Origin of the sequence: Pseudarthrobacter sp. J47, from assembly GCF_049810315.1 — a bacterium.
Lineage (GTDB): Bacteria > Actinomycetota > Actinomycetes > Actinomycetales > Micrococcaceae > Arthrobacter.
Genome location: NZ_CP187358.1, coordinates 1,211,628 through 1,230,234, shown reverse-complemented (window position 1 = coordinate 1,230,234; position 18,607 = coordinate 1,211,628). Strand labels below are relative to the sequence as shown.

Annotated in this window: 14 protein-coding genes; 9 read left to right on the top strand and 5 right to left on the bottom strand. The window is 66.4% G+C overall.

Going from position 1 to position 18,607, the window contains the following annotated elements; all coding sequences use genetic code 11:
* Positions 1-9 precede the first annotated feature (9 nt).
* Positions 10-741 carry a glutamine amidotransferase gene (locus ACPJW8_RS05565; RefSeq protein ID WP_330186822.1) on the top strand — a complete coding sequence of 244 codons (732 nt, stop codon included), beginning with the start codon at positions 10-12 and terminating at the stop codon, positions 739-741.
* 49 nt (positions 742-790) lie between these two features.
* Here the strand turns inward: ACPJW8_RS05565 and ACPJW8_RS05560 are convergent, their stop codons facing one another.
* Positions 791-2,203, bottom strand: coding sequence for an MFS transporter (locus ACPJW8_RS05560; protein WP_330186821.1), 1,413 nt, complete (start codon positions 2,201-2,203; stop codon positions 791-793).
* 274 nt (positions 2,204-2,477) lie between these two features.
* Between ACPJW8_RS05560 and ACPJW8_RS05555 the strand changes: the two genes are divergently transcribed.
* The 3 genes from ACPJW8_RS05555 to ACPJW8_RS05545 are packed head-to-tail and all read left to right on the top strand — an operon-like array spanning position 2,478 to position 7,727.
* A complete protein-coding gene (locus ACPJW8_RS05555; protein WP_330186820.1) occupies positions 2,478-3,893 on the top strand; it encodes an MFS transporter in 1,416 nt (471 codons plus the stop codon).
* A 1-nt stretch (position 3,894) separates the two neighbouring features.
* A complete protein-coding gene (locus ACPJW8_RS05550) occupies positions 3,895-6,171 on the top strand; it encodes a molybdopterin oxidoreductase family protein (RefSeq protein ID WP_330186819.1) in 2,277 nt (758 codons plus the stop codon).
* The gene (locus tag ACPJW8_RS05545) at positions 6,168-7,727 is read left to right on the top strand and encodes an FAD-dependent oxidoreductase (protein ID WP_330186818.1); all 1,560 of its coding nucleotides are present in this window, start codon (positions 6,168-6,170) and stop codon (positions 7,725-7,727) included. The genes ACPJW8_RS05550 and ACPJW8_RS05545 overlap by 4 nt, the downstream gene beginning before the upstream one ends.
* A gap of 52 nt (positions 7,728-7,779) precedes the next feature.
* Here ACPJW8_RS05545 and ACPJW8_RS05540 read toward each other — a convergent pair whose 3' ends face one another.
* From ACPJW8_RS05540 to ACPJW8_RS05530, 3 genes are all read right to left on the bottom strand, one after another.
* Positions 7,780-8,502, bottom strand: a complete 723-nt coding sequence (locus ACPJW8_RS05540) for a hypothetical protein (protein WP_330186817.1) — start codon at positions 8,500-8,502, stop codon at positions 7,780-7,782.
* Positions 8,503-8,541: 39 nt separating this feature from the next.
* Complete coding sequence (locus ACPJW8_RS05535) at positions 8,542-8,727, bottom strand: PspC domain-containing protein (protein WP_330186816.1); 186 nt, start codon at positions 8,725-8,727, stop codon at positions 8,542-8,544.
* A gap of 126 nt (positions 8,728-8,853) precedes the next feature.
* Positions 8,854-10,269 carry an NAD(P)H-quinone dehydrogenase gene (locus ACPJW8_RS05530; RefSeq protein WP_330186815.1) on the bottom strand — a complete coding sequence of 472 codons (1,416 nt, stop codon included), beginning with the start codon at positions 10,267-10,269 and terminating at the stop codon, positions 8,854-8,856.
* A 106-nt stretch (positions 10,270-10,375) separates the two neighbouring features.
* On the opposite strand from ACPJW8_RS05530, the gene ACPJW8_RS05525 reads away from it, so the two are divergent.
* A complete protein-coding gene (locus ACPJW8_RS05525; protein ID WP_330186814.1) occupies positions 10,376-11,194 on the top strand; it encodes a purine-nucleoside phosphorylase in 819 nt (272 codons plus the stop codon).
* 93 nt (positions 11,195-11,287) lie between these two features.
* On the top strand, positions 11,288-13,060 hold the full coding sequence (locus ACPJW8_RS05520; protein ID WP_330186813.1) for a phospho-sugar mutase: 1,773 nt from the start codon (positions 11,288-11,290) through the stop codon (positions 13,058-13,060).
* Positions 13,061-13,069: 9 nt separating this feature from the next.
* Here ACPJW8_RS05520 and nirD read toward each other — a convergent pair whose 3' ends face one another.
* On the bottom strand, positions 13,070-13,441 hold the full coding sequence (gene nirD, locus ACPJW8_RS05515) for a nitrite reductase small subunit NirD (protein WP_330186812.1): 372 nt from the start codon (positions 13,439-13,441) through the stop codon (positions 13,070-13,072).
* A gap of 280 nt (positions 13,442-13,721) precedes the next feature.
* Here nirD and nirB point away from each other — a divergent pair, with 280 nt between their 5' ends.
* Genes nirB through ACPJW8_RS05500 form a run of 3 tightly spaced genes read left to right on the top strand, consistent with a single transcriptional unit; the run spans position 13,722 to position 18,585 of the window.
* Entirely contained in the window at positions 13,722-16,352 is a 2,631-nt protein-coding gene (gene nirB / locus ACPJW8_RS05510; protein WP_330186811.1) for a nitrite reductase large subunit NirB, read from the top strand.
* A 2-nt stretch (positions 16,353-16,354) separates the two neighbouring features.
* Complete coding sequence (gene cobA / locus ACPJW8_RS05505) at positions 16,355-17,389, top strand: uroporphyrinogen-III C-methyltransferase (RefSeq protein ID WP_330186810.1); 1,035 nt, start codon at positions 16,355-16,357, stop codon at positions 17,387-17,389.
* A gap of 14 nt (positions 17,390-17,403) precedes the next feature.
* The gene (locus ACPJW8_RS05500) at positions 17,404-18,585 is read left to right on the top strand and encodes a uroporphyrinogen-III synthase (protein WP_330186809.1); all 1,182 of its coding nucleotides are present in this window, start codon (positions 17,404-17,406) and stop codon (positions 18,583-18,585) included.
* The last annotated feature ends 22 nt before the right edge of the window (positions 18,586-18,607 follow it).

The following is an 18,607-nucleotide window of genomic DNA, read 5'->3' as shown; positions in this document are numbered from 1 at the left end:
TCCAGGCCGATGAAACCCTTTGTGCTCCTTGCCTCACGGCCGGAGGTGCAGGCTGCGGATGAGGAATATGCGGCCTACCTGCGGTTCTGCGGCCTGGAGCCCGCGCAGTTGCGCCGGGTCCGGCTTGATGCGGAGCACCTTCCGGACATTGACCTGGACAGTATCTCCGGAGTGATCGTAGGCGGCAGCCCCTTTACCTCCAGCGATCCGCCGGAGTCCAAGTCCGCTGTCCAGAAGCGGGTGGAACGGGAACTCTCCGGCCTCCTGGACACGCTGGTGGCCGAAGATTTCCCCTTCCTGGGCGCCTGCTACGGGGTGGGCACCCTGGGCACCCACCAGGGCGCGGTCATCGACAGGACCTTCGGCGAACCACTGGGTGCCGTGCAGGTCCGGATTACTCCCGACGGCGCTGCCGACCCCCTGCTTGCGGGGCTCCCGGCTGAATTCAGCGCCTTCGTTGGCCACAAGGAAGCCTGCACCCGCCTGCCGGAGCATGCGGCACTCCTGGCATCCTCGGCGTCGTGCCCCGTCCAGATGTTCCGGATCAAACAGAACCTCTATGCCACCCAGTTCCATCCGGAACTGGATGTGGAGGGCCTGGTGACCCGGATCCGTGTATACCGCTATGCCGGCTATTTCGCTCCGGAGGCCGCAGATGAACTCATCTCCCAGGCCAGGACGCGCACCGTAGATGAGCCGGTGAAGATCCTGCGCAACTTTGTAGAGCGCTACGCCAACTAAAAATGCCCGGCCTGTTCAGGAAACAGGCCGGGCATTTCAGTTATACGGGTCAGGCTACGTTGTTCTCGTAGTCGGTGTCCTTGGTTTCCCGCGTGATCCACAGGGCGATGAACGTCAGCACCGCTGCGGCCGCCATGTAGACGCCCACCAGCCAGGTGCTGCCGCCGGCGGCCTGCCACAACGCAATGGCAATGAACGACGCCGGGGCCGCACCAATCACGCTGGACAGGTTGTAGGCCACCGCGGAACCGGTGTAACGGACGTTTGCCGGGAACAGCTCCGGGAGGATCGCAGCCATGGGTCCGAAGGTCAGGCCCATCAGGGTGAACCCGACAATAAGTCCAACAATTGCAGCGCCCGCGCCAGGTCCGAACATGGTGAACCAGAAGATGCCGAAGACGAAGATGCCTGCCGTCACGGAAAGCAGGAACTTCCGGCGGCCCCACTTTTCGGCCAGCGGACCGGAGACCAGCGTGAAGATGCCGAAGAACACCACACCCAGGATCAGCATCCAGAGGAAGTCGCCGCGCGGAATGCCCAGGCCGGGAACGAAGTTGGCGATTTCCGCGGCAGACATGGGCTTGCCGGCCTTCTCGGCAGCGGCCTGGGCCGCCTCAACCGTTGCGGGCTTGGTGCCGTAGGTCAGCGTGAAGGACGTCATGACATAGAACAGGACGTAGGTGGCCAGCATGATGAAGGTGCCGGCCAGCACGGGACGCCAGTGGTTCTTGAACGTGGCAGCGAACGGAAGCTTGGCTACTTTCTCTTCCGTCAACACCTTCTGGAAGGAGAGGCTTTCAACCAGCTTCAGCCGGACATAAAGGCCCACGATCACCAGGACGGCGCTCAGCAGGAAGGGAACGCGCCAGCCCCAGGCCAGGAATGCTTCGGCAGAGAGTGCCGCGTTCAGCCAGATGAACAGGAGGTTGGCCAGGATAAAGCCGATCGGGGCGCCGAGCTGCGGGAAGGTTCCGTAAACAGCCCGCTTGCCCTGAGGGGCGTTTTCGGTAGCGAGCAGGGCGGCACCGGACCACTCCCCGCCAAGGGCCAGGCCCTGTGCGAAGCGCAGGACCACCAGCAGCAGCGGAGCCAGGATTACCCAGCCCGGAACCGAGGCCGTGGGGAGCGCGCCGATCAGGAAGGTGGCAATACCCATGGTCAGCAGGGAAGCCACCAGGGTCCCCTTGCGGCCGAACTTGTCGCCGAAGTGGCCAAACAGCACAGAACCAACAGGGCGGGCAATGAAGGCCACGCCAAAGATGGCAAAGGAGCTCAGCAGGGCGTTGATGTCCGTGGCGTTCGGGAAGAAGAGCTTCGGGAAGACCAGCACCGATGCGGTGGCGTAAATGTAGAAGTCGTAGAACTCAATGGTGGTGCCAATAAGGCTGGCAAAGATGACTTTGCCTTTCGAGTTCACGGGCTTGACTGCCCTTGGCCCCGTAGTGGTTTCAGCTGATGACATGTATCAACGCTTTCGTCAGGCCGGGCTGCTTCCGCCACCCGGGCCGCCAATAGTTAGAGTTCAATATTAGTTCCCGCAGTCCAGTCAATGGACAAAAAGTCCACTATACGGACACCCGTGCCTGCCGCCAGAGCCGGCCTCCTCACACGGCCCCCACGGCGCAGATAGGCAAATGTCACAGCACGTTAACAAACCGCGACCGTCCGCGAAACGCCGGCTGCCTACCTTGGAAGGAACAACTTACTCCGTGAGAAATCCTGAAAGGAGCGTCACCGTGACTGTTGATCGTGCCACTGAGCAGGCAACCCCGTCATCTGCCGGCGCATCGGTAGGCCAGGTCCCCGCGCTTGAATTCCGGCCCGGCCGTTGGATTGCCAACTGGAACGCAGAGGACCACGAACAGTGGGATACCGCCGGCCGCGCCATCGCCCGCCGGAACCTGAATTGGTCCATCTTCGCCGAATTCCTGGGTTTTGTCGTCTGGCAGCTCTGGTCAATTGTTGTTGTCCAGCTCCCGGCGGCGGGATTCACGCTCTCCACGTCCGAGATCTTCTGGCTGATCTCCATGCCCAGCCTGGTCGGTGCCACGCTGCGGATCCCCTACACCTTTATGGTTCCGCGCTTCGGCGGCAGGAACTGGACCATCATTTCCGCCCTCCTGCTGCTGATCCCTTCCATCGGGCTTGCCATCTGCGTTTCCAACCCCGAAACCCCGTTCGGCACGCTGCTGCTGGTGGCGGCCCTCGCCGGCTTTGGCGGCGGCAACTTCGCCAGCTCCATGGCCAACATCACCTTCTTCTACCCCGCCCGGGAAAAGGGCTGGGCGCTGGGCCTGAACGCTGCAGGCGGAAACCTGGGCGCCGCCGTCGCACAGCTTGCCGTGCCGATCGTCATCACCCTCCTGGCCGCCGGAACCGTCAACCTGCCCATGGCCGGACTGATGTGGGTGCCGTTGATCCTCCTGGCCGCATTTGGCGCCTGGAAGTACATGGACAACCTCACCAGCGCCAAGGGTGACGTGGCCGGTTCGGTGGCGGCCCTGAAGGAACCGCACCTCTGGATCATGGCCCTGCTGTACATCGGCACCTTCGGCTCCTTCATTGGCTTCGCCGGCGTGTTCCCGAAGCTCATCAAGGACTACTTCCCGGACTTCTCCACCATCGGAATAGGCACCGTGGCACTCTCGCTGGCCTTCCTTGGCCCCCTGGTGGGTTCCCTGGCCCGCCCATATGGCGGCCGCATGGCAGACCGCATGGGCGGCGCCCGGATGACAGTGGCAGCCTTCGCCTCGATGGCCGTTATCACCCTCACCATGGTCTGGACCCTTCCCCTCAAGAACTTCTGGCTGTTCCTGGCCCTGTTCCTGATGCTCTTCACCGCCAGCGGCTTTGGAAACGGCGCCACCTACAGGATGATCCCGGTCATCTTCGCAACGTCCAGCAGGGCAGCCCGCAACGGCGCAGATTCAGTCATTACCCAGCGGCTGGCTTCCGCGGCCCTTGGCCTGATCTCCGCGATCGGCGCCTACGGCGGCTTCGTCATCCCGCAGGTACTCAATGCCTCCAACACCGCCAGCGGCTCCTACACCCCGGCGTTCTACGGCTTCGTCGCCGCCTACGTTGTGATGCTGACAGTCTGCTGGGCCTTCTACATCCGCAACGCCAACCGAGACGCGATGGGACACGTCTAACATGACCAAAAGCGCCGCCACGCACTGCCCTTACTGCGCCCTGCAGTGCGCCATGACGCTGACGTCCACCAAGGGACAGGCCCCGGCTGCACAGCCGGGGCCTGGTCCTGGGTCCGCTCCCGGTACCGGCCCTGGAACTGGAACTGGTACCGCGCCTGGCACCGCGCCTTCGGCCGTGCCCCTGTTGGAGGTCACCGGACGCGACTTCCCCACCAACCGCGGCGGGCTCTGCCGCAAAGGGTGGACCTCCGCCAACCTCCTGAACCACCCCGGACGGGTTACCGAGCCGCTGCTTCGCGGCGCTGACGGCGTCCACCGACCCATTGGATGGGACCAGGCCCTGGAGCTGGTTGCGCAGCAGGTCAAAGCAGCCCAGGCAACCTATGGTGCCGATTCGGTGGGGGTGTTCGGCGGCGGCGGGCTGACCAATGAAAAGGCCTATCTCCTCGGCAAGTTCGCCCGCATTGCGCTGGGTACCTCACGCATCGACTACAACGGACGATTCTGCATGTCCTCCGCGGCGGCGGCCGGAATGCGGGCGTTCGGCGTGGACCGCGGCCTGCCGTTTCCGCTGGCGGACATCGATGACGCCAGCACCATCCTGATCCTTGGTTCCAACGTGGCAGAGACCATGCCGCCCTTCGTCCAGCACCTCCAGGGCGCGCGGGACAGCGGCGGCCTGATCGTGGTGGATCCCCGCCGCTCCGCCACCGCGGCATTCACTGCCGACGGCGGCGGCATCCACCTGCAGCCCCTCCCGGGCACCGATCTCACACTCCTCCTGGGCATCAGCCACGTGGTGATCCACGAGGGCCTGACAGACACCGAATACCTCCGGGGGCGCACCTCCGGCTACGACGCCGTCGTCCGCAGCGTGAACCCGTTCTGGCCGGAGCGCGTCCAGTCCCTCACCGGAGTCCCGGCGGACCTGATCCGGGAGACCGCCCGCCGGCTCGCCGCCGGCGCCCGGGACGGCGGCAGCTACATCCTCACCGGCCGCGGCGTGGAACAGCACGTGGACGGCACGGACACCGCCACCGCCGCCATCAACCTCAGCCTGCTCCTGGGCCTGCCCGGTTCTGCCCGCAGCGGCTACGGCACCCTCACCGGCCAGGGCAACGGCCAGGGCGGGCGCGAACACGGCCAGAAGGCCGATCAGCTTCCCGGCTACCGGAAGATCACCGACCCCGCCGCGCGTGCCCACATGGCCGCCGTCTGGGGCGTCCCCGAGGAGATCATCCCAGGCCCGGGCCTGCCCGCCGTGCAACTGCTCCAGTCCCTGGGAAAGCCCGACGGCGTCAGGTGCCTTTTGGTGCACGCCTCAAATATCGCCGTGGCCGCCCCGGATGCGAATGCCGTCATCGCCGGGCTGCGGAGCCTTGACTTCCTGGTGGTGTGCGACTTCTTTATGTCAGAGACCGCCGCTGAAGCGGACCTGGTCCTTCCCGTGCTGCAGTGGGCCGAGGAAGAAGGAACCCTCACCAGCCTTGAAGGCCGGGTGCTGCGCCGCCGCCGGGCCATTAAGCCGCCGGCCGGTGCACGCAGCGAACTCTGGATCATGGCGCGGCTTGCCGAAGCCCTCGAGGCACCCTCAACCTTCAGCGAGTACCCGGAGGAAGTGTTCGAGGAGCTGCGGCTCGCGTCCGCAGGCGGCCTGGCCGACTACTCTGGCATCAGCTACGACCTGCTGGACCGCGGCGAGGCAGCGTACTGGCCCTACCCCGCCGGCACCCAGGGCACACCCCGGCTGTTCACTGATTCCTTCGCCCACGCCGACGGCCGGGCCGTGATGACTCCGGTGACGCCCCGCCGTCGGGCTTCCGGGACTCCCACACCGGGATCAACCGGCCAGTCCCCCGCCGTAAAATCTTCCGGCAAGCCGATGACCCTGATCACCGGGCGGCTGCTGGAGCACTACCAGTCCGGTGCCCAGACCCGGCGGGTGGCTGACCTGCTGGCGGCCCGGCCGGAGGCAACCGTCCAGATCCACCCGGCAGCAGCAGCCGGCCTGGGGATCAGCGAAGGCGCATACGTCTCGGTCGCCAACGAACGCGGCCAGGTCCTGTGCAAGGCCGAACTCAGCACGGCGATCCGCCCTGAGACTGTCTTCCTGCCGTTCCACTTCCCCGAACTGGAAAGCGCCAACCGGCTCACCGAAGCCGCTACCGATCCCATCTCCGGCATGCCGGAGTTCAAATTCAACAGGGTCCACGTCTCCCTGGCTGCTGCGCCAACGGAGCGACTGGACCCTGTTCCCGCAACTATGGAGGCGTTGTGACCGAACAGATTGTGGTGGTGGGTTTTGGGCCCGTGGCCGCGCGGCTGGTGGACGAGCTGCTCCCCGGTGTCCGGGATGGCCGCATCAGCCTGACGGTGATCGGCGAGGAATCCCAGGCCGCCTACAACCGTGTCATGGTGGGCTCCGTGGGCGTAGGACACGCCACGCCGGACGCCTTGGCGTTGGCTGACGCCGAGGCCCTGGCCGCGGAGGGCGTTGACGTCCGGCTGGGCACCAGTGTCCGCCGCATCGACCGCCCCCGGCAACGGGTCCTCCTGACGGATGGCACGGACATCCACTTCGACCGGTTGGTCCTCGCCACCGGCTCCCGGCCGGTCATCCCCAACCTCACCGGCATCAACCCGGACCCCTCCCACCCTGTGCTGCCGCCCGGAGTCACGCCACTGCGCGACCTCCGCGACGCCGAACAGCTCAAGGAAGCAGTGGTTGGAAGGAAACGGATCATCGTGCTGGGCGGCGGCGTGCTGGGCCTGGAAATCGCCCTCGCGGCCGCCGAAGAAGGAGCCAGCGTCACAGTGGTGCATAACGGCCCCTTCCCGCTGGGCCGCTCCATCGACCGCGGCGGCGGAGCCGTGCTGGCCAACAGCCTGCGCCGCTGTGGCGTTAAGGTGGCCGGCAACGCCCGGTCCACGGGAGTGGAACACAACGGCCCCAACGGAGATTTCTCCGCCCTGCTGCTGGATGACGGTTCAGCGATCGACGGCGACCTCCTGGTGCTGTCCTGCGGCGTCCGGCCCCGAACGGAGTTGGCGGAGGGGGCAGGCCTGGGTACCGGCGTGGGAATCCTGGTGGACCACCAGCTCAAGGCCCACCACGAACCGCATATCTTTGCCATCGGCGACTGCGCCGAGGTGCGCTGCACGGACAAAACGTGCGTCGAGTGCCGCAGCGCCACCGGCCCGCTGGGCCTGGTGGGCCCGGGCTGGCGGCAGGCTGAATGGCTGGCCGAGCACCTGCTCCTGCTGGCCGGCACGGACCCGGCACTGGCCCAGGCACAGCCACCGCTGCCGCAGGAACTGCCCGGCGTGATCGTCCTGAAGGCCAACGGCATGAACCTGGCCGTGGCCGGCTCCAACGGCGCCGATCCGTGGGACGAGGAAGTGTTGTCCTCCGGCGCGGGAAACGGCCGGGACAGGCTGCAGGTGGCCCAATGGGCCGACCCCGAGCATGGCCGCTACGTCAAGATGACCACCCGCGGCGGCGTGCTGGAGGGCCTGGTGGCCGTTGGCATGCCAAGGACCGCCGCCGAGCTTGTAGGCCTCTTCGAGGGCCGCGCCGAGCTTCCCGCGGACAGGTCCCTGATGCTGCGCCTGGACGGGCCTGACCAGATACCGGACGCCGGGCCGCGGGACCCGAACGGAACAGTGTGCCGCTGCGCCGGCGTCAGCGGCGGCAGCATCCGCAACGCTGTGGAGGAAGGCTGCTCCACCGTGGCCGAGGTGTCCAAGGCAACCAGGGCGGGAACGGGCTGCGGCGGATGCCATGAGGACATCAGGGGAATGATCGAGCAGCACTTCCAGGCAGCCGCTGCCTGATTCCGGCCTGCACTGTTCCGGCGCCGGTACAAGTGGCGGCGCTGGTCCAGCGCTACTCCGTAAGGATGTGGTGCTGCGGATCCAGCACGTCGAACAGTGAAGTGCCGATCATAAAGATGCCACGCTGCGGGATCCAAAAGTCCCCCAGCCGGTCCTGCAGCGGCAGCGGCCCCATGTTGCCCAGGTCCTTGCCGTCCAGCCTCGCCCGTGACGAGGAAACAAACCAGATGCGCTGCGGCCGGGCCTGGAAGGACTGCCGGTTGGGTACTTTGCCGGTCAGGCCGATCTTGCCGGCCTGCATCATGGGGCCTGCCACCAGGCCCATCGCGCTCAGGAACACGGTATTCCGCCAGAGTTTCTCAGGAACCGCGCCGCAGATTCCGGACATCAGCCGGGTGACTGCAGTTTCGGTGAGCTCAACGTCCCAGGTGAGTTCCGTGGGGCCCTCCACACGGACAGTGAACGACGCCGGGCCATCCCAATGGACGGAGACCTTGGCCACCGGAGCCTGCTCAAGTCCACTGCCGAAATACCTGGCACAGGAGACCCCGGGCGCCACAGTGCTGAAGATGGTCCATTTACCGGCAGGATCCCGCAGCCACACGGCGTTGTACGGAGGACCAATGGACGAGGCCGCGAAGCGGCGCAGCGCCAGGACGTGGCCGCTGCTGAAGGTCACGCCCATAATGCCGTAGCCTGCGAACCGTTCCATGGGACCGGCCGGCAACGCAGTGTTGCGCCCGGCAGCATGCGCCAGTGTTCTGGGACTCTTCATGGCCAACCTCCGCAGTTGGCATCAGTGTAGTCCTGTTGGCTACGCAGGAGCCTTGGGAATCATGATCCACAGGACGATATAGACCAGCTCCCCGATGCCCACCAGCCCAAAGATGACAAAAGCCAGCCGGACCAGGAACTTCGGGAGCCCGAACCGCTGGGCAAGGGCTGCGCAGACTCCGCCGATGATTTTCCCGCTTCGGGGCCTTACCAGTGCTGCACTCATGGGGCATCTCCTTAGGTCTGGACTCCGGAGGACCGCCTGGTCCCGGCATCGCCGTTGCCAGCCAGTCCCTCCAAGGAGTCTATGCAGGTCCGCGCCACCGGGTCCAGACCTGGTCCAGCCTTCCGCTTACATGTGGACGTGCAGGCGCCTTGCTGCCTCGGAGATGGAACCCGTCAGCGAGGGGTAGACCGTGAAGGTGCTGGCGATGTCGTCCACATGCAGTTTCTGCTTGACGGCTATGGCAATCGGGAAGATCAGCTCGGAGGCGTTGGGACCACAAACAACTCCGCCGATCACCGTTCCGGAGCCCTTGCGGGCAATGATCTTGACGAAGCCGTCACGGTGGTTGCGCATCTTGGCGCGGGCATTGCTGCGCAGCGAGAGCTTAATGACGTCGCCCTGATACTTTCCGGACTCCACCTCAGCTTCGGAAACACCCACCGAGGCGATTTCCGGCGAGGTGAAGATGTTCGAAGCCACCTGGTGCAGCTTCAGCGGGGTGACGCCATCGCCCAGGATATGGGCGATAGCGATCCTGCCCTGCATGGCCGCAACGGAGGCCAGGGCCAGGACGCCGGTGCAGTCACCCGCGGCGTAGATGTTGGGAGCTGTGGTGCGGGAGACGCCGTCGACCTTTACATGGCCGCTTTCGGACAGCGCAACGCCGGCCTCCTCAAGCCCGATGCCTGCGGTATTGGGGATGGAGCCAACGCAGACCAGGCAGTGGCTGCCCGTGACCTTGGAGCCGTCGCCGAGGGTGACCACAACGCCGTCCTCGGTCCGTTCCACGGCTTCCGCGCGGGACTGGGACAGGACCTTTACACCGCGGCGCTGGAACACTTCCTCCAAGACTTCGGCCGCATCCACGTCAGAACCGGGCAGCACGCGCTCGCGGCTGGAAATCAGGGTGACCTTAGAACCGAGGCCGTTGTAGGCGGATGCGAACTCGGCGCCCGTCACGCCCGAACCCACCACAATGAGTTCCTCCGGGAGCTCGTCCAGGTTGTAGATCTGTGCCCAGTTCAGGATCCGTTCGCCGTCCGGCCGGGCGGTAGGCAGCTCACGGGGGTGGGCGCCGACCGTCAGCAGGATTGCGTCAGCTTCCACAGTCTCCACGCCGTCGGCCGTCAGGACCTCGATGGTGTGGTTGTCCACCAGTTTGCCGGAGCCGATCAGGATCCGGACGTTCTGGTGGGTGAGGGCGTCCTGGATGTCCGTGGACTGCTTACGGGCCAGGTTCAGCAGCCGGTGGTTGATGTGCTTGAGGTCTGCGCGCATCACCGGCACAACGTCACCGCCGTCGACGTCGAATTTCACGCCCAGCTCACCTGCCTCACCCACGCGGGTCATGAGGTCAGCGGTGGCGATCAGCGTCTTGGAGGGGACAACGTCCGTCAGTACGGCGGAACCGCCCAGGCCTGCCCGCTCGATGATGGTCACCTGCGCACCCAGGGAAGCTGCCACCATTGCGGCTTCGTATCCGCCCGGGCCACCGCCCAGGATTGCGATCCGGGATGGGCTGAAATCTGGATGCGTAGTCACAATCAACCATTCTCGCCCATGGCCTGCCTGAGCACCAAGAAATCCGGCCCGGATATGAGGTGTGCCACGGCTGGGCAGAGCGGCGGCGGCACGGTAGCTTATACCCGTGAGTAATACAGAGTTCCTCAAGACGGACCCCTTCGAAGCCGCCCGTGCAGCAGCGGACCACATCGCCCAGGAGACGGGCGTGGACCAGCACGACGTCGCCCTGGTCCTGGGTTCGGGCTGGAGCGGTGCCGCGGACCTCGTGGGCGAAACCACAGCCGTACTCTCCGCCGACGAAGTACCAGGCTTCCATGCTCCGGCCGTCGAAGGGCATGTAGGGACCATCCGTTCGGTGCTCACCCGGGACGGCAAGCGTGCGCTGGTGCTCGGCGCCCGCACCCACTACTACGAGGGCAAGGGCGTCCGCGCCGTGGTGCACGGTGTCCGCACGGCCGCAGCGGCCGGCTGCAAGACCCTGGTCCTCACCAACGGCTGCGGTGGCTTGAACGAAGCCTGGGAGCCGGGCACTCCGGTCCTCATCAGCGACCACATCAACCTCACCGCCACCTCACCGCTGGAAGGTGCCACGTTCGTGGACCTGACGGACCTGTACTCCTCCCGCATCCGTGCCCTGGCCCGGGAAGTCGACCCCAGCCTCGCCGAAGGTGTTTACGCGCAGTTCAGCGGCCCACACTATGAGACTCCCGCCGAGGTGCAGTACGCAAAACGGATCGGCGCCGACCTCGTTGGCATGTCCACCGCGCTCGAGGCCATCGCCGGCCGGCACGCGGGGATGGAAGTCTTCGGTATTTCCCTGGTCACCAACCTCGCCGCGGGCATCAGCCCCGTTCCACTCAGCCACGCCGAAGTGCTCGACGCCGGCCAGACCGCCGCAGCACGCATCTCCAAGCTGCTTGCGGAAATCATCGGACGGCTTTAGCTTTTCACTTCAGAGCAGCAGACGGACATCACAATATGGTTGCCCGGCCATGTCCGGGCAACCGCCTGTGCCCAACGACGATAGCGTGGTCCCATGACTTCTTCCGACGCCGATTCACTCTTGATCGGCGCAGCCCGCCAGTGGGCTGCCCAGGATCCGGACCCGCAGACGGCCGCCGAACTGCTTGACCTCATCCCCCGGGCGGAGCGTGGTGAACCGGCCGCCGCGCAGGAACTCGCCGACAGCTTCAACGGCACCCTGCAGTTCGGCACGGCGGGCCTACGCGCAGCACTTGGCCCCGGACCCAACCGGATGAACCGTGTGGTGGTGCGCCGGGCCGCCGCCGGGCTCGCGGCTTTCCTGGTTGACGCCGTTGCCCTAGCGTCCCCCGGCACCCGGCCGCGCGCCGTCGTCGGCTATGACGCCCGGTACAACTCGGATACTTTCGCCGCGGAAACTGCCGCGATCTTCACCGCCGCAGGCATCGAGACGTTCCTGATGCCCGCGGCGCTGCCTACTCCCCTGCTGGCCTTTGCAGTACGGGAACTGGAGTGCGACGGCGGCGTGATGGTCACAGCCAGCCACAACCCTCCGCAGGACAACGGCTACAAGGTGTACCTGGGCCGGCACGCTGTGGAGGAGAACGGCCGGGGAGCGCAGATCGTCGCGCCCTATGACGAGCGGATCGCGGCGAGGATTGACGCCGTGGGCAGCCTCGACTCGATCCAGCTTGCGGAAGGGGGCTGGACCATCCTGGAGCCATCGATCGCAGACGATTACCGGCGTTCCATGGCGGGCCTGGCCATGCCCGCGGCCTTCCCGTCCCGGGACCTGCGCATCGTGCTGACCCCCATGCATGGCGTGGGCGGCGAAACGGCGGTGGCCACGCTGGCCGCAGCAGGTTTCAAGGATGTCACCCTGGTGAGCGAACAGGCCCAGCCGGACCCCGATTTTCCCACCGTCAGCTTCCCCAATCCGGAGGAGCCCGGCGCGCTGGACCTTGCCCTTGCCGAGGCAGAGCGGGTAGAGGCGGACATTGTGCTGGCCAACGATCCCGATGCCGACCGCGCGGCCGTGGCGGCCAAGGACCCGGATACCGGCGAGTGGCGGATGCTGCGCGGCGACGAGGTGGGCGCGCTCCTGGGTGCGCACATTGTCGCCCGGCTCGGCGCTGCCGGAGATTCCGGGACGCCTGGCGATTCTGAGTCCACCGGCGAAGCAGCAGCCGGGGTTTTCGCCAACTCCATCGTTTCGTCCCGCCTGCTGGCCCGGGTGGCCGCGAACGCGGGCATTGCCCACCAGGAAACACTCACGGGCTTCAAGTGGATTTCCCGGGTCCCCGGCCTGCTCTACGGCTACGAGGAAGCGCTGGGCTACTGCGTGGCGCCGGAGCTGGTGCGGGACAAGGACGGCATCTCAGCGGCCGTGCTGATTGCGGAGCTGGCGGCGGCAGCCAAGGCCGAGGGCCGGACTGTGTTCGATACCCTTGACGCGCTGTACCTGGTCCACGGCCTGCACGCGAGCGACCAGCTCAGCATCCGGGTAGCGGACCTGGGCCTGCTGGATGCCATGATGAACCGCCTGCGGGTCAGCCCGCCGGAGTCCTTTGGCGGCTCCGCCGTGGAGGTTTCGGTGGACCTGGCCGAGGGCAGCGAGGACCTTCCGCCCACGGACGGGCTGCTCTACATCACGCGGGACATGACCCGCGTGATCATCCGGCCCAGCGGCACGGAGCCAAAGCTCAAGTGCTACCTGGAAGTCATCCAGGGCGTGGAATCGGCTGCCGAGTTGCCGGCAGTCCGGCTCGGCGCCAGGGCATCGCTGGACGCGGTGCTCAGTGATGTGCGCGAGGCCCTGGGCCTGTAGGGCTGGTGTTTAGACGGCGATCTCGATGAAGCCGTCCACGATCCGTGTGGGGTACGTTGCCAGGCGCAGCTCCGGCGAGCTGAAGCATTCGCCGGTCCGGAGGTCGTAGACCTCTTTGTGCAGCGGCGAGGCAATGGTGGGCCGTTCGCCGCGCGAGCCAAGGATTCCGCGCGCCATAACGTGTGCGCCGGTGGCCGGGCAGCGCTGGTCCACCGCGTAAACGTCTTCCGAGCCTCCGGAAACCATACGGAACAGGGCAACCTGGCGGCCCTCCACCAGGGCGGCCTCGCCCCATGCGGGCTCGAGGTCAGCTACGGTGCACACGCGCTGCCAACCCGTGGCTGCGTTGGTCAGTTCCTCGTGTTCCAGTGTTGCCGTCATAACGGCTCCTTCCCTGCGGGTGGTGCTGGCTGAATGTCTGCTAAGGCCACTGTCAGGCCGTACCACCACGGTAGGGACCGGGTGTTTCAGGGCGGTGCGGCAAATGTGTCCATTGCGTAAAAGACACCTCACGCGGCCGGAAATGCGTTTGTGATGCAGAAGTTAAGTTGACGAAACAATTGGGAAACTGAAGCGAAACTGCGCCTCCCTAGGCTGAATGCACAAGCTCGTACAGAGAAGGCTGCCGCGCACCTGCAGCAGCCGTTGCGAAAGGCCCACCGTGACCGAACAGATTTCAAGCACAGAGACTCCGCGCCGCATCGTCGTCGCCGGCGGAGGCCCGGCGGCCCACCGCTTTGCCGACGCAATGCATGCCCGAGGCCTCGACGGCTGGCATGTCACGGTCCTCACCGAAGAAGCGCACCTGCCCTACGACCGCGTGGCACTGAGCAAGGCGCTCACCGAAAAGGACGTGGACCTGACCCTTGGTGCGGCTTCCATGTGGGACCACCCCTCGCTTGAGCTGAAGACCGGCGAGCGCGTCGTCAAGATCAACGCCGGGTCCAAGACTGTGGAAACCGCCGCCGGCAACACCTTCGAATACGACGAGCTGGTGGTGGCCACCGGTTCCAACGCCGCCCGCCTGCCCATCCCCGGCGCCGAGCACACCCACGTCTACCGCACGCTCGAAGACGTCTGGGCCATCAACGAAGCCATCGCCGGACTCAAGGAGAAACTGGGCCGCAAGGTCAACGCCGTCACCATCGGTGGTGGCCTGCTGGGGCTGGAGTCGGCCGCCGGCACCGAGCAGCTGGGCGCCAACCCGATCGTGATCGACGGTTCCCAGTGGCTGATGGCCACCCAGCTGGATGAGGGCGCAGGGCAGGCCATGGGCCGCCTGATCAAGGCAAAGGGCTTCGAAGTCCACGGCGGTGTATTTCCCTCCGAGGTGCTCTCCGACGACGACGGCCAGGTAACCGGCGTCCTGATGGCCGACGGCCGCATCATTGACGCGGACCTGGTGATCGTCGCCATCGGCGTCCGCCCCCGCGACGAGCTGTTCCGCGCCGCAGAAGGCGAAGAGCAGCTGTTCAGCCTGGGCCAGCGCGGCGGTGTGGTCATCAACGACTACTGCGCCACCGAAGTACCCAACATCTGGGCCATCGGCGAGGTGGCCAACTTCGGCGGCATGTGCCTTGGCCTGGTTGCCCCCGCAAACACCATGGCGGAAATTGTTGCCGACCGGCTCAACGGCGGCGACGCCACGTTCCCCGGTTTTGACACCGCCACCAAGCTAAAGCTGTCCGGCGTCGACGTTGCCAGCTTTGGTGACGCCTTCGCCAAGACCGAACACGCCCTCGAAATTGTCTACGCGGACCCCGCCCGCGGCGTGTACCAGAAGATCGTCACCACGGACGATGCCAAGACCCTCCTGGGCGGAATCTTCGTCGGCGACGCCGCACCGTACACCAGCCTGCGCCCCCTGCTGGGCCGCGAGCTGTCCGCGGAACCCGGCGCCTACCTCACGGCAGCCGGCGGCGGAGACGCTCCGGACACCGAACTCCCGGACGACGCCACGCTCTGCTCCTGCAACAACGTCACCGCCGGCACCATCCGCGACGCCGTCAACGGCTGCGGTGCCTGCGAGGGCAACGCTCCCGTCCAGGAACTCGGTGAACTCAAGGGCTGCACCAGGGCCGGCACCAGCTGCGGCTCCTGTGTCCCGATGCTGAAGAAGCTGCTCGAAACGGAGCTCACCAAGTCCGGCGTCGAGGTTTCCAAGGCCCTGTGCGAGCACATCGCGCTGTCCCGCCAGGAACTGTTCGATGCCATCCGCGTCCTGGAGCTCACCTCCTTCGAAGACATCATGGCCAAGTACGGCACCGGCCACGGCTGCGACATCTGCAAGCCCACCATCGCCAACATCCTGGCCAGCCAGAACAGCGCCTACGTGCTGGACGCCGGCCGCGGCACCCTGCAGGACACCAACGACCGCGCCCTGGCCAACATGCAGAAGGACGGCACCTACTCGGTGGTCCCGCGGATTGCCGGCGGCGAAATCACCCCGAAGAAGCTCGGCGTCATTGCCGCCGTCGCCGAGAAGTACAACCTGTACACCAAGATCACCGGCGGCCAGCGCATCGACATGTTCGGTGCCCGGCTGGAGCAGCTGCCCGAGATCTGGAAGGAACTGGTGGACGCCGGCTTCGAATCCGGCCAGGCCTACGGCAAGAGCCTCCGCACGGTGAAATCATGCGTCGGCTCCACCTGGTGCCGTTACGGCGTGCAGGACTCGGTGGCCATGGCCATCAACCTCGAACTGCGCTACCGCGGCCTGCGGAGCCCGCACAAGCTCAAGATGGGTGTCTCCGGCTGCGCCCGCGAGTGCGCCGAAGCCCGTGGCAAGGACGTGGGCGTGATCGCCACCGCTGACGGCTGGAACCTGTACGTGGGCGGCAACGGCGGTGCCACCCCGGCGCACGCCCAGCTGCTGGCCAAGGACCTGGATGACGAGACGCTTATCAAGTACATCGACCGCTACTTCATGTACTACATCCGCACCGCGGACCGGCTGCAGCGCACCGCCCGCTGGCAGGAAGAGCTCGACGGCGGCATCAAGCACGTTGAGGACGTGGTGGTCAAGGACACCCTGGGCATTGCCGACGAACTCGAAGCCGCCATGGCCAAGCACGTGGACACCTACATCGATGAGTGGGCGGACACCCTGAAGGATCCCGAGCGCCTGCGCCGGTTCCGCTCCTTCGTCAACGCCCCGGACCAGAAGGACGACTCCATCACCTTCGTCTCCGACGAGCGCGGCCAGATGCGCCCGGCCACGGCCGAGGAAAAGGGAAAGGTCCTGATCGGAGCTTCCATTCCCGTACGTTCCAGCAGCGAAAACGAGGTATAGGCATGCAGCTCAGCATTGATCTCACCGGCCGCGACGTCCTGGTCACCGGATCCGAACAGGCCGCCCGCCAGGCCGTGCGCCGCTACGAGGCTGCCGGCGCGGCCGTCTACCGCCTGACCGTCCCGAACGGCGGCGAGCACGACGGTCCCTTGCCCGAGCGCCCGTTCCTGGTTGCCGCCGTCGACGACGGCCAGCCCGGCTGGGAGGCACTGCTGGAGCGTTGCCGCTCGGCAGGCATTCCGGTTTCCGTGGAGCCTGCGGCCGGAGCCGCCGGACACGTCACGCTGGTAGGCGGCGGGCCGGGTACCGCGGATCTGCTGACCGTGGCCGCCGTCGACGCCCTGCGCGATGCCGACGTCGTCTTCTACGACCGGCTGGCCCCGTACCAGGCGCTGCCAACGCTGACGACGGCGGAACTCATCGATGTGGGCAAGCGTCCCGGCCACCACAAGGTTGGCCAGGCGGACATCGAAAAGCTGATGGTGGAATCGGCGCTGGCCGGAAACAACGTGGTCCGCCTCAAGGGCGGCGATCCCTACGTCTTCGGCAGGGGCGGCGAGGAAGTGGCAGCCTGCGTGGCTGCCGGCGTCAAGGTCCGGGTTATTTCCGGTGTCACGAGCGCCATCTCGGTGCCAGCCGCCGCCGGCATCCCTGTGACCCACCGCGAAGTCAGCCACATGTTCACGGTGGTCTCCGGCCACGCCCCGCTCAGCAAGGACGAACTCCACCACCTTGCCGGCCTGGGCGGGACCATCGTGGTGCTGATGGGCATCGGCACCTTGCACCAGCTGGCAGCCGGCCTGCGGAAGGCCGGGATGCGCGATGACATGCCCATGGCCGTGGTGGAACGCGGCTACCGTCCGGGGCAGCGCACCACCATCGCCAACCTGGGCACCATCACTTCCGCCGCGGCTGCCTGCTCAAACCCCGCCGTCCTGGTGATCGGCGAGGTGGTCCGGGTGGCCGAGGCCAACCGCAGCCACGCCGAAACCTCCGCCGACTTAGACAGGCTCGCCGCTTCCCTGCTCGGCGCGTGAAAAGATTGGACCCAATGAACGCCGTAGCCCCCCTCGAGCCCACAGCCGGTTCCCCCGCAGCCTCGCCTTCCGGTACGACGCCCGATGCCGCGCTGGAGCCTGCGGACGCGCCGCTCGAAGGCTTCCGGATCGGCGTGACGTCGCACCGGCGCTCCAGGGACCTGATTGAGGCGCTGGAACGCCGCGGCGCCGAAGTACTGCACGCCCCCGCGCTGAAGATCGCCCCTGTGCAGGAGGACGTAAGCCTCATCGAGGACACCAAGGCAATCATCGCGGCCCGGCCGGACATCTGCATCGCCACCACCGCGTACGGAATGCGCCGCTGGTGCGAGGCCGCTGACACCTTCGGAATCGGCGAGGAACTCCTCGAAACCCTGGGCGCCACCCGGATGTTCGTCCGCGGCCCCAAAGCCCGCGGTGCCGTCCGCGCGGCCGGCCTTGCCGACGTCGGAATCAGCAGCGACGAGACCACCGCAACGCTGGTGGACATGCTGCTGGCTGAGGGGGTCCGGGGCAAGACTGTCGCTGTCCAGCTGCACGGCTATACGGACGTCAGGCAGCTGGAGCGGCTGCGGATGTCAGGCGCAAACGTCCTGACCGTCACGCCGTACCGGTGGGTCAAGCCCGACGGCGAGGACCGGCTTCCCCGGCTCATTGAGGCAGTGTGCAACGGCAGCCTGGACGTGCTGACCTTTACCAGCGCACCGGCCGTGGACGCCCTGTGGAGCACAGCCCATGAGATGGGCCTCTACCAGCAGCTGATCGAGAGCCTGAAGACCACCGTCACCACCGCCGTCGTGGGTCCCGTCACCGCCCAGCCGCTGCTCGACGTCGGCATCAAGCCCCTGATCCCGGAGAGGTTCCGGATGGGCGCGCTGATCCGCCTGGTGTGTGAGCACCTTGCCCTGAACCACGTCCGCCGCCTGGATACCCGGTCCGGAAACATCGAGCTGCGTGGCCGGAGCCTGCGGATTGATGGTGAACCGGTGGAGCTCGCCCCCGCGCCGCTGCTCCTCCTGCGTGCCCTGCTGGGTGCCGGCGGTTCCGTGCTGTCCCGCGAATCGCTCTCCGAACTGCTGGAGCTGCGCGGTTCCGTGCACGCACTGGACATGACCGTCAGCCGGCTGCGCTCCTCGCTGCCGGACGGCAAACTGGTGGAAACAGTGGTCAAACGGGGGTACAGGCTGCGTGTCTAGGGCTGTTTGAGAGCTGCGTCAC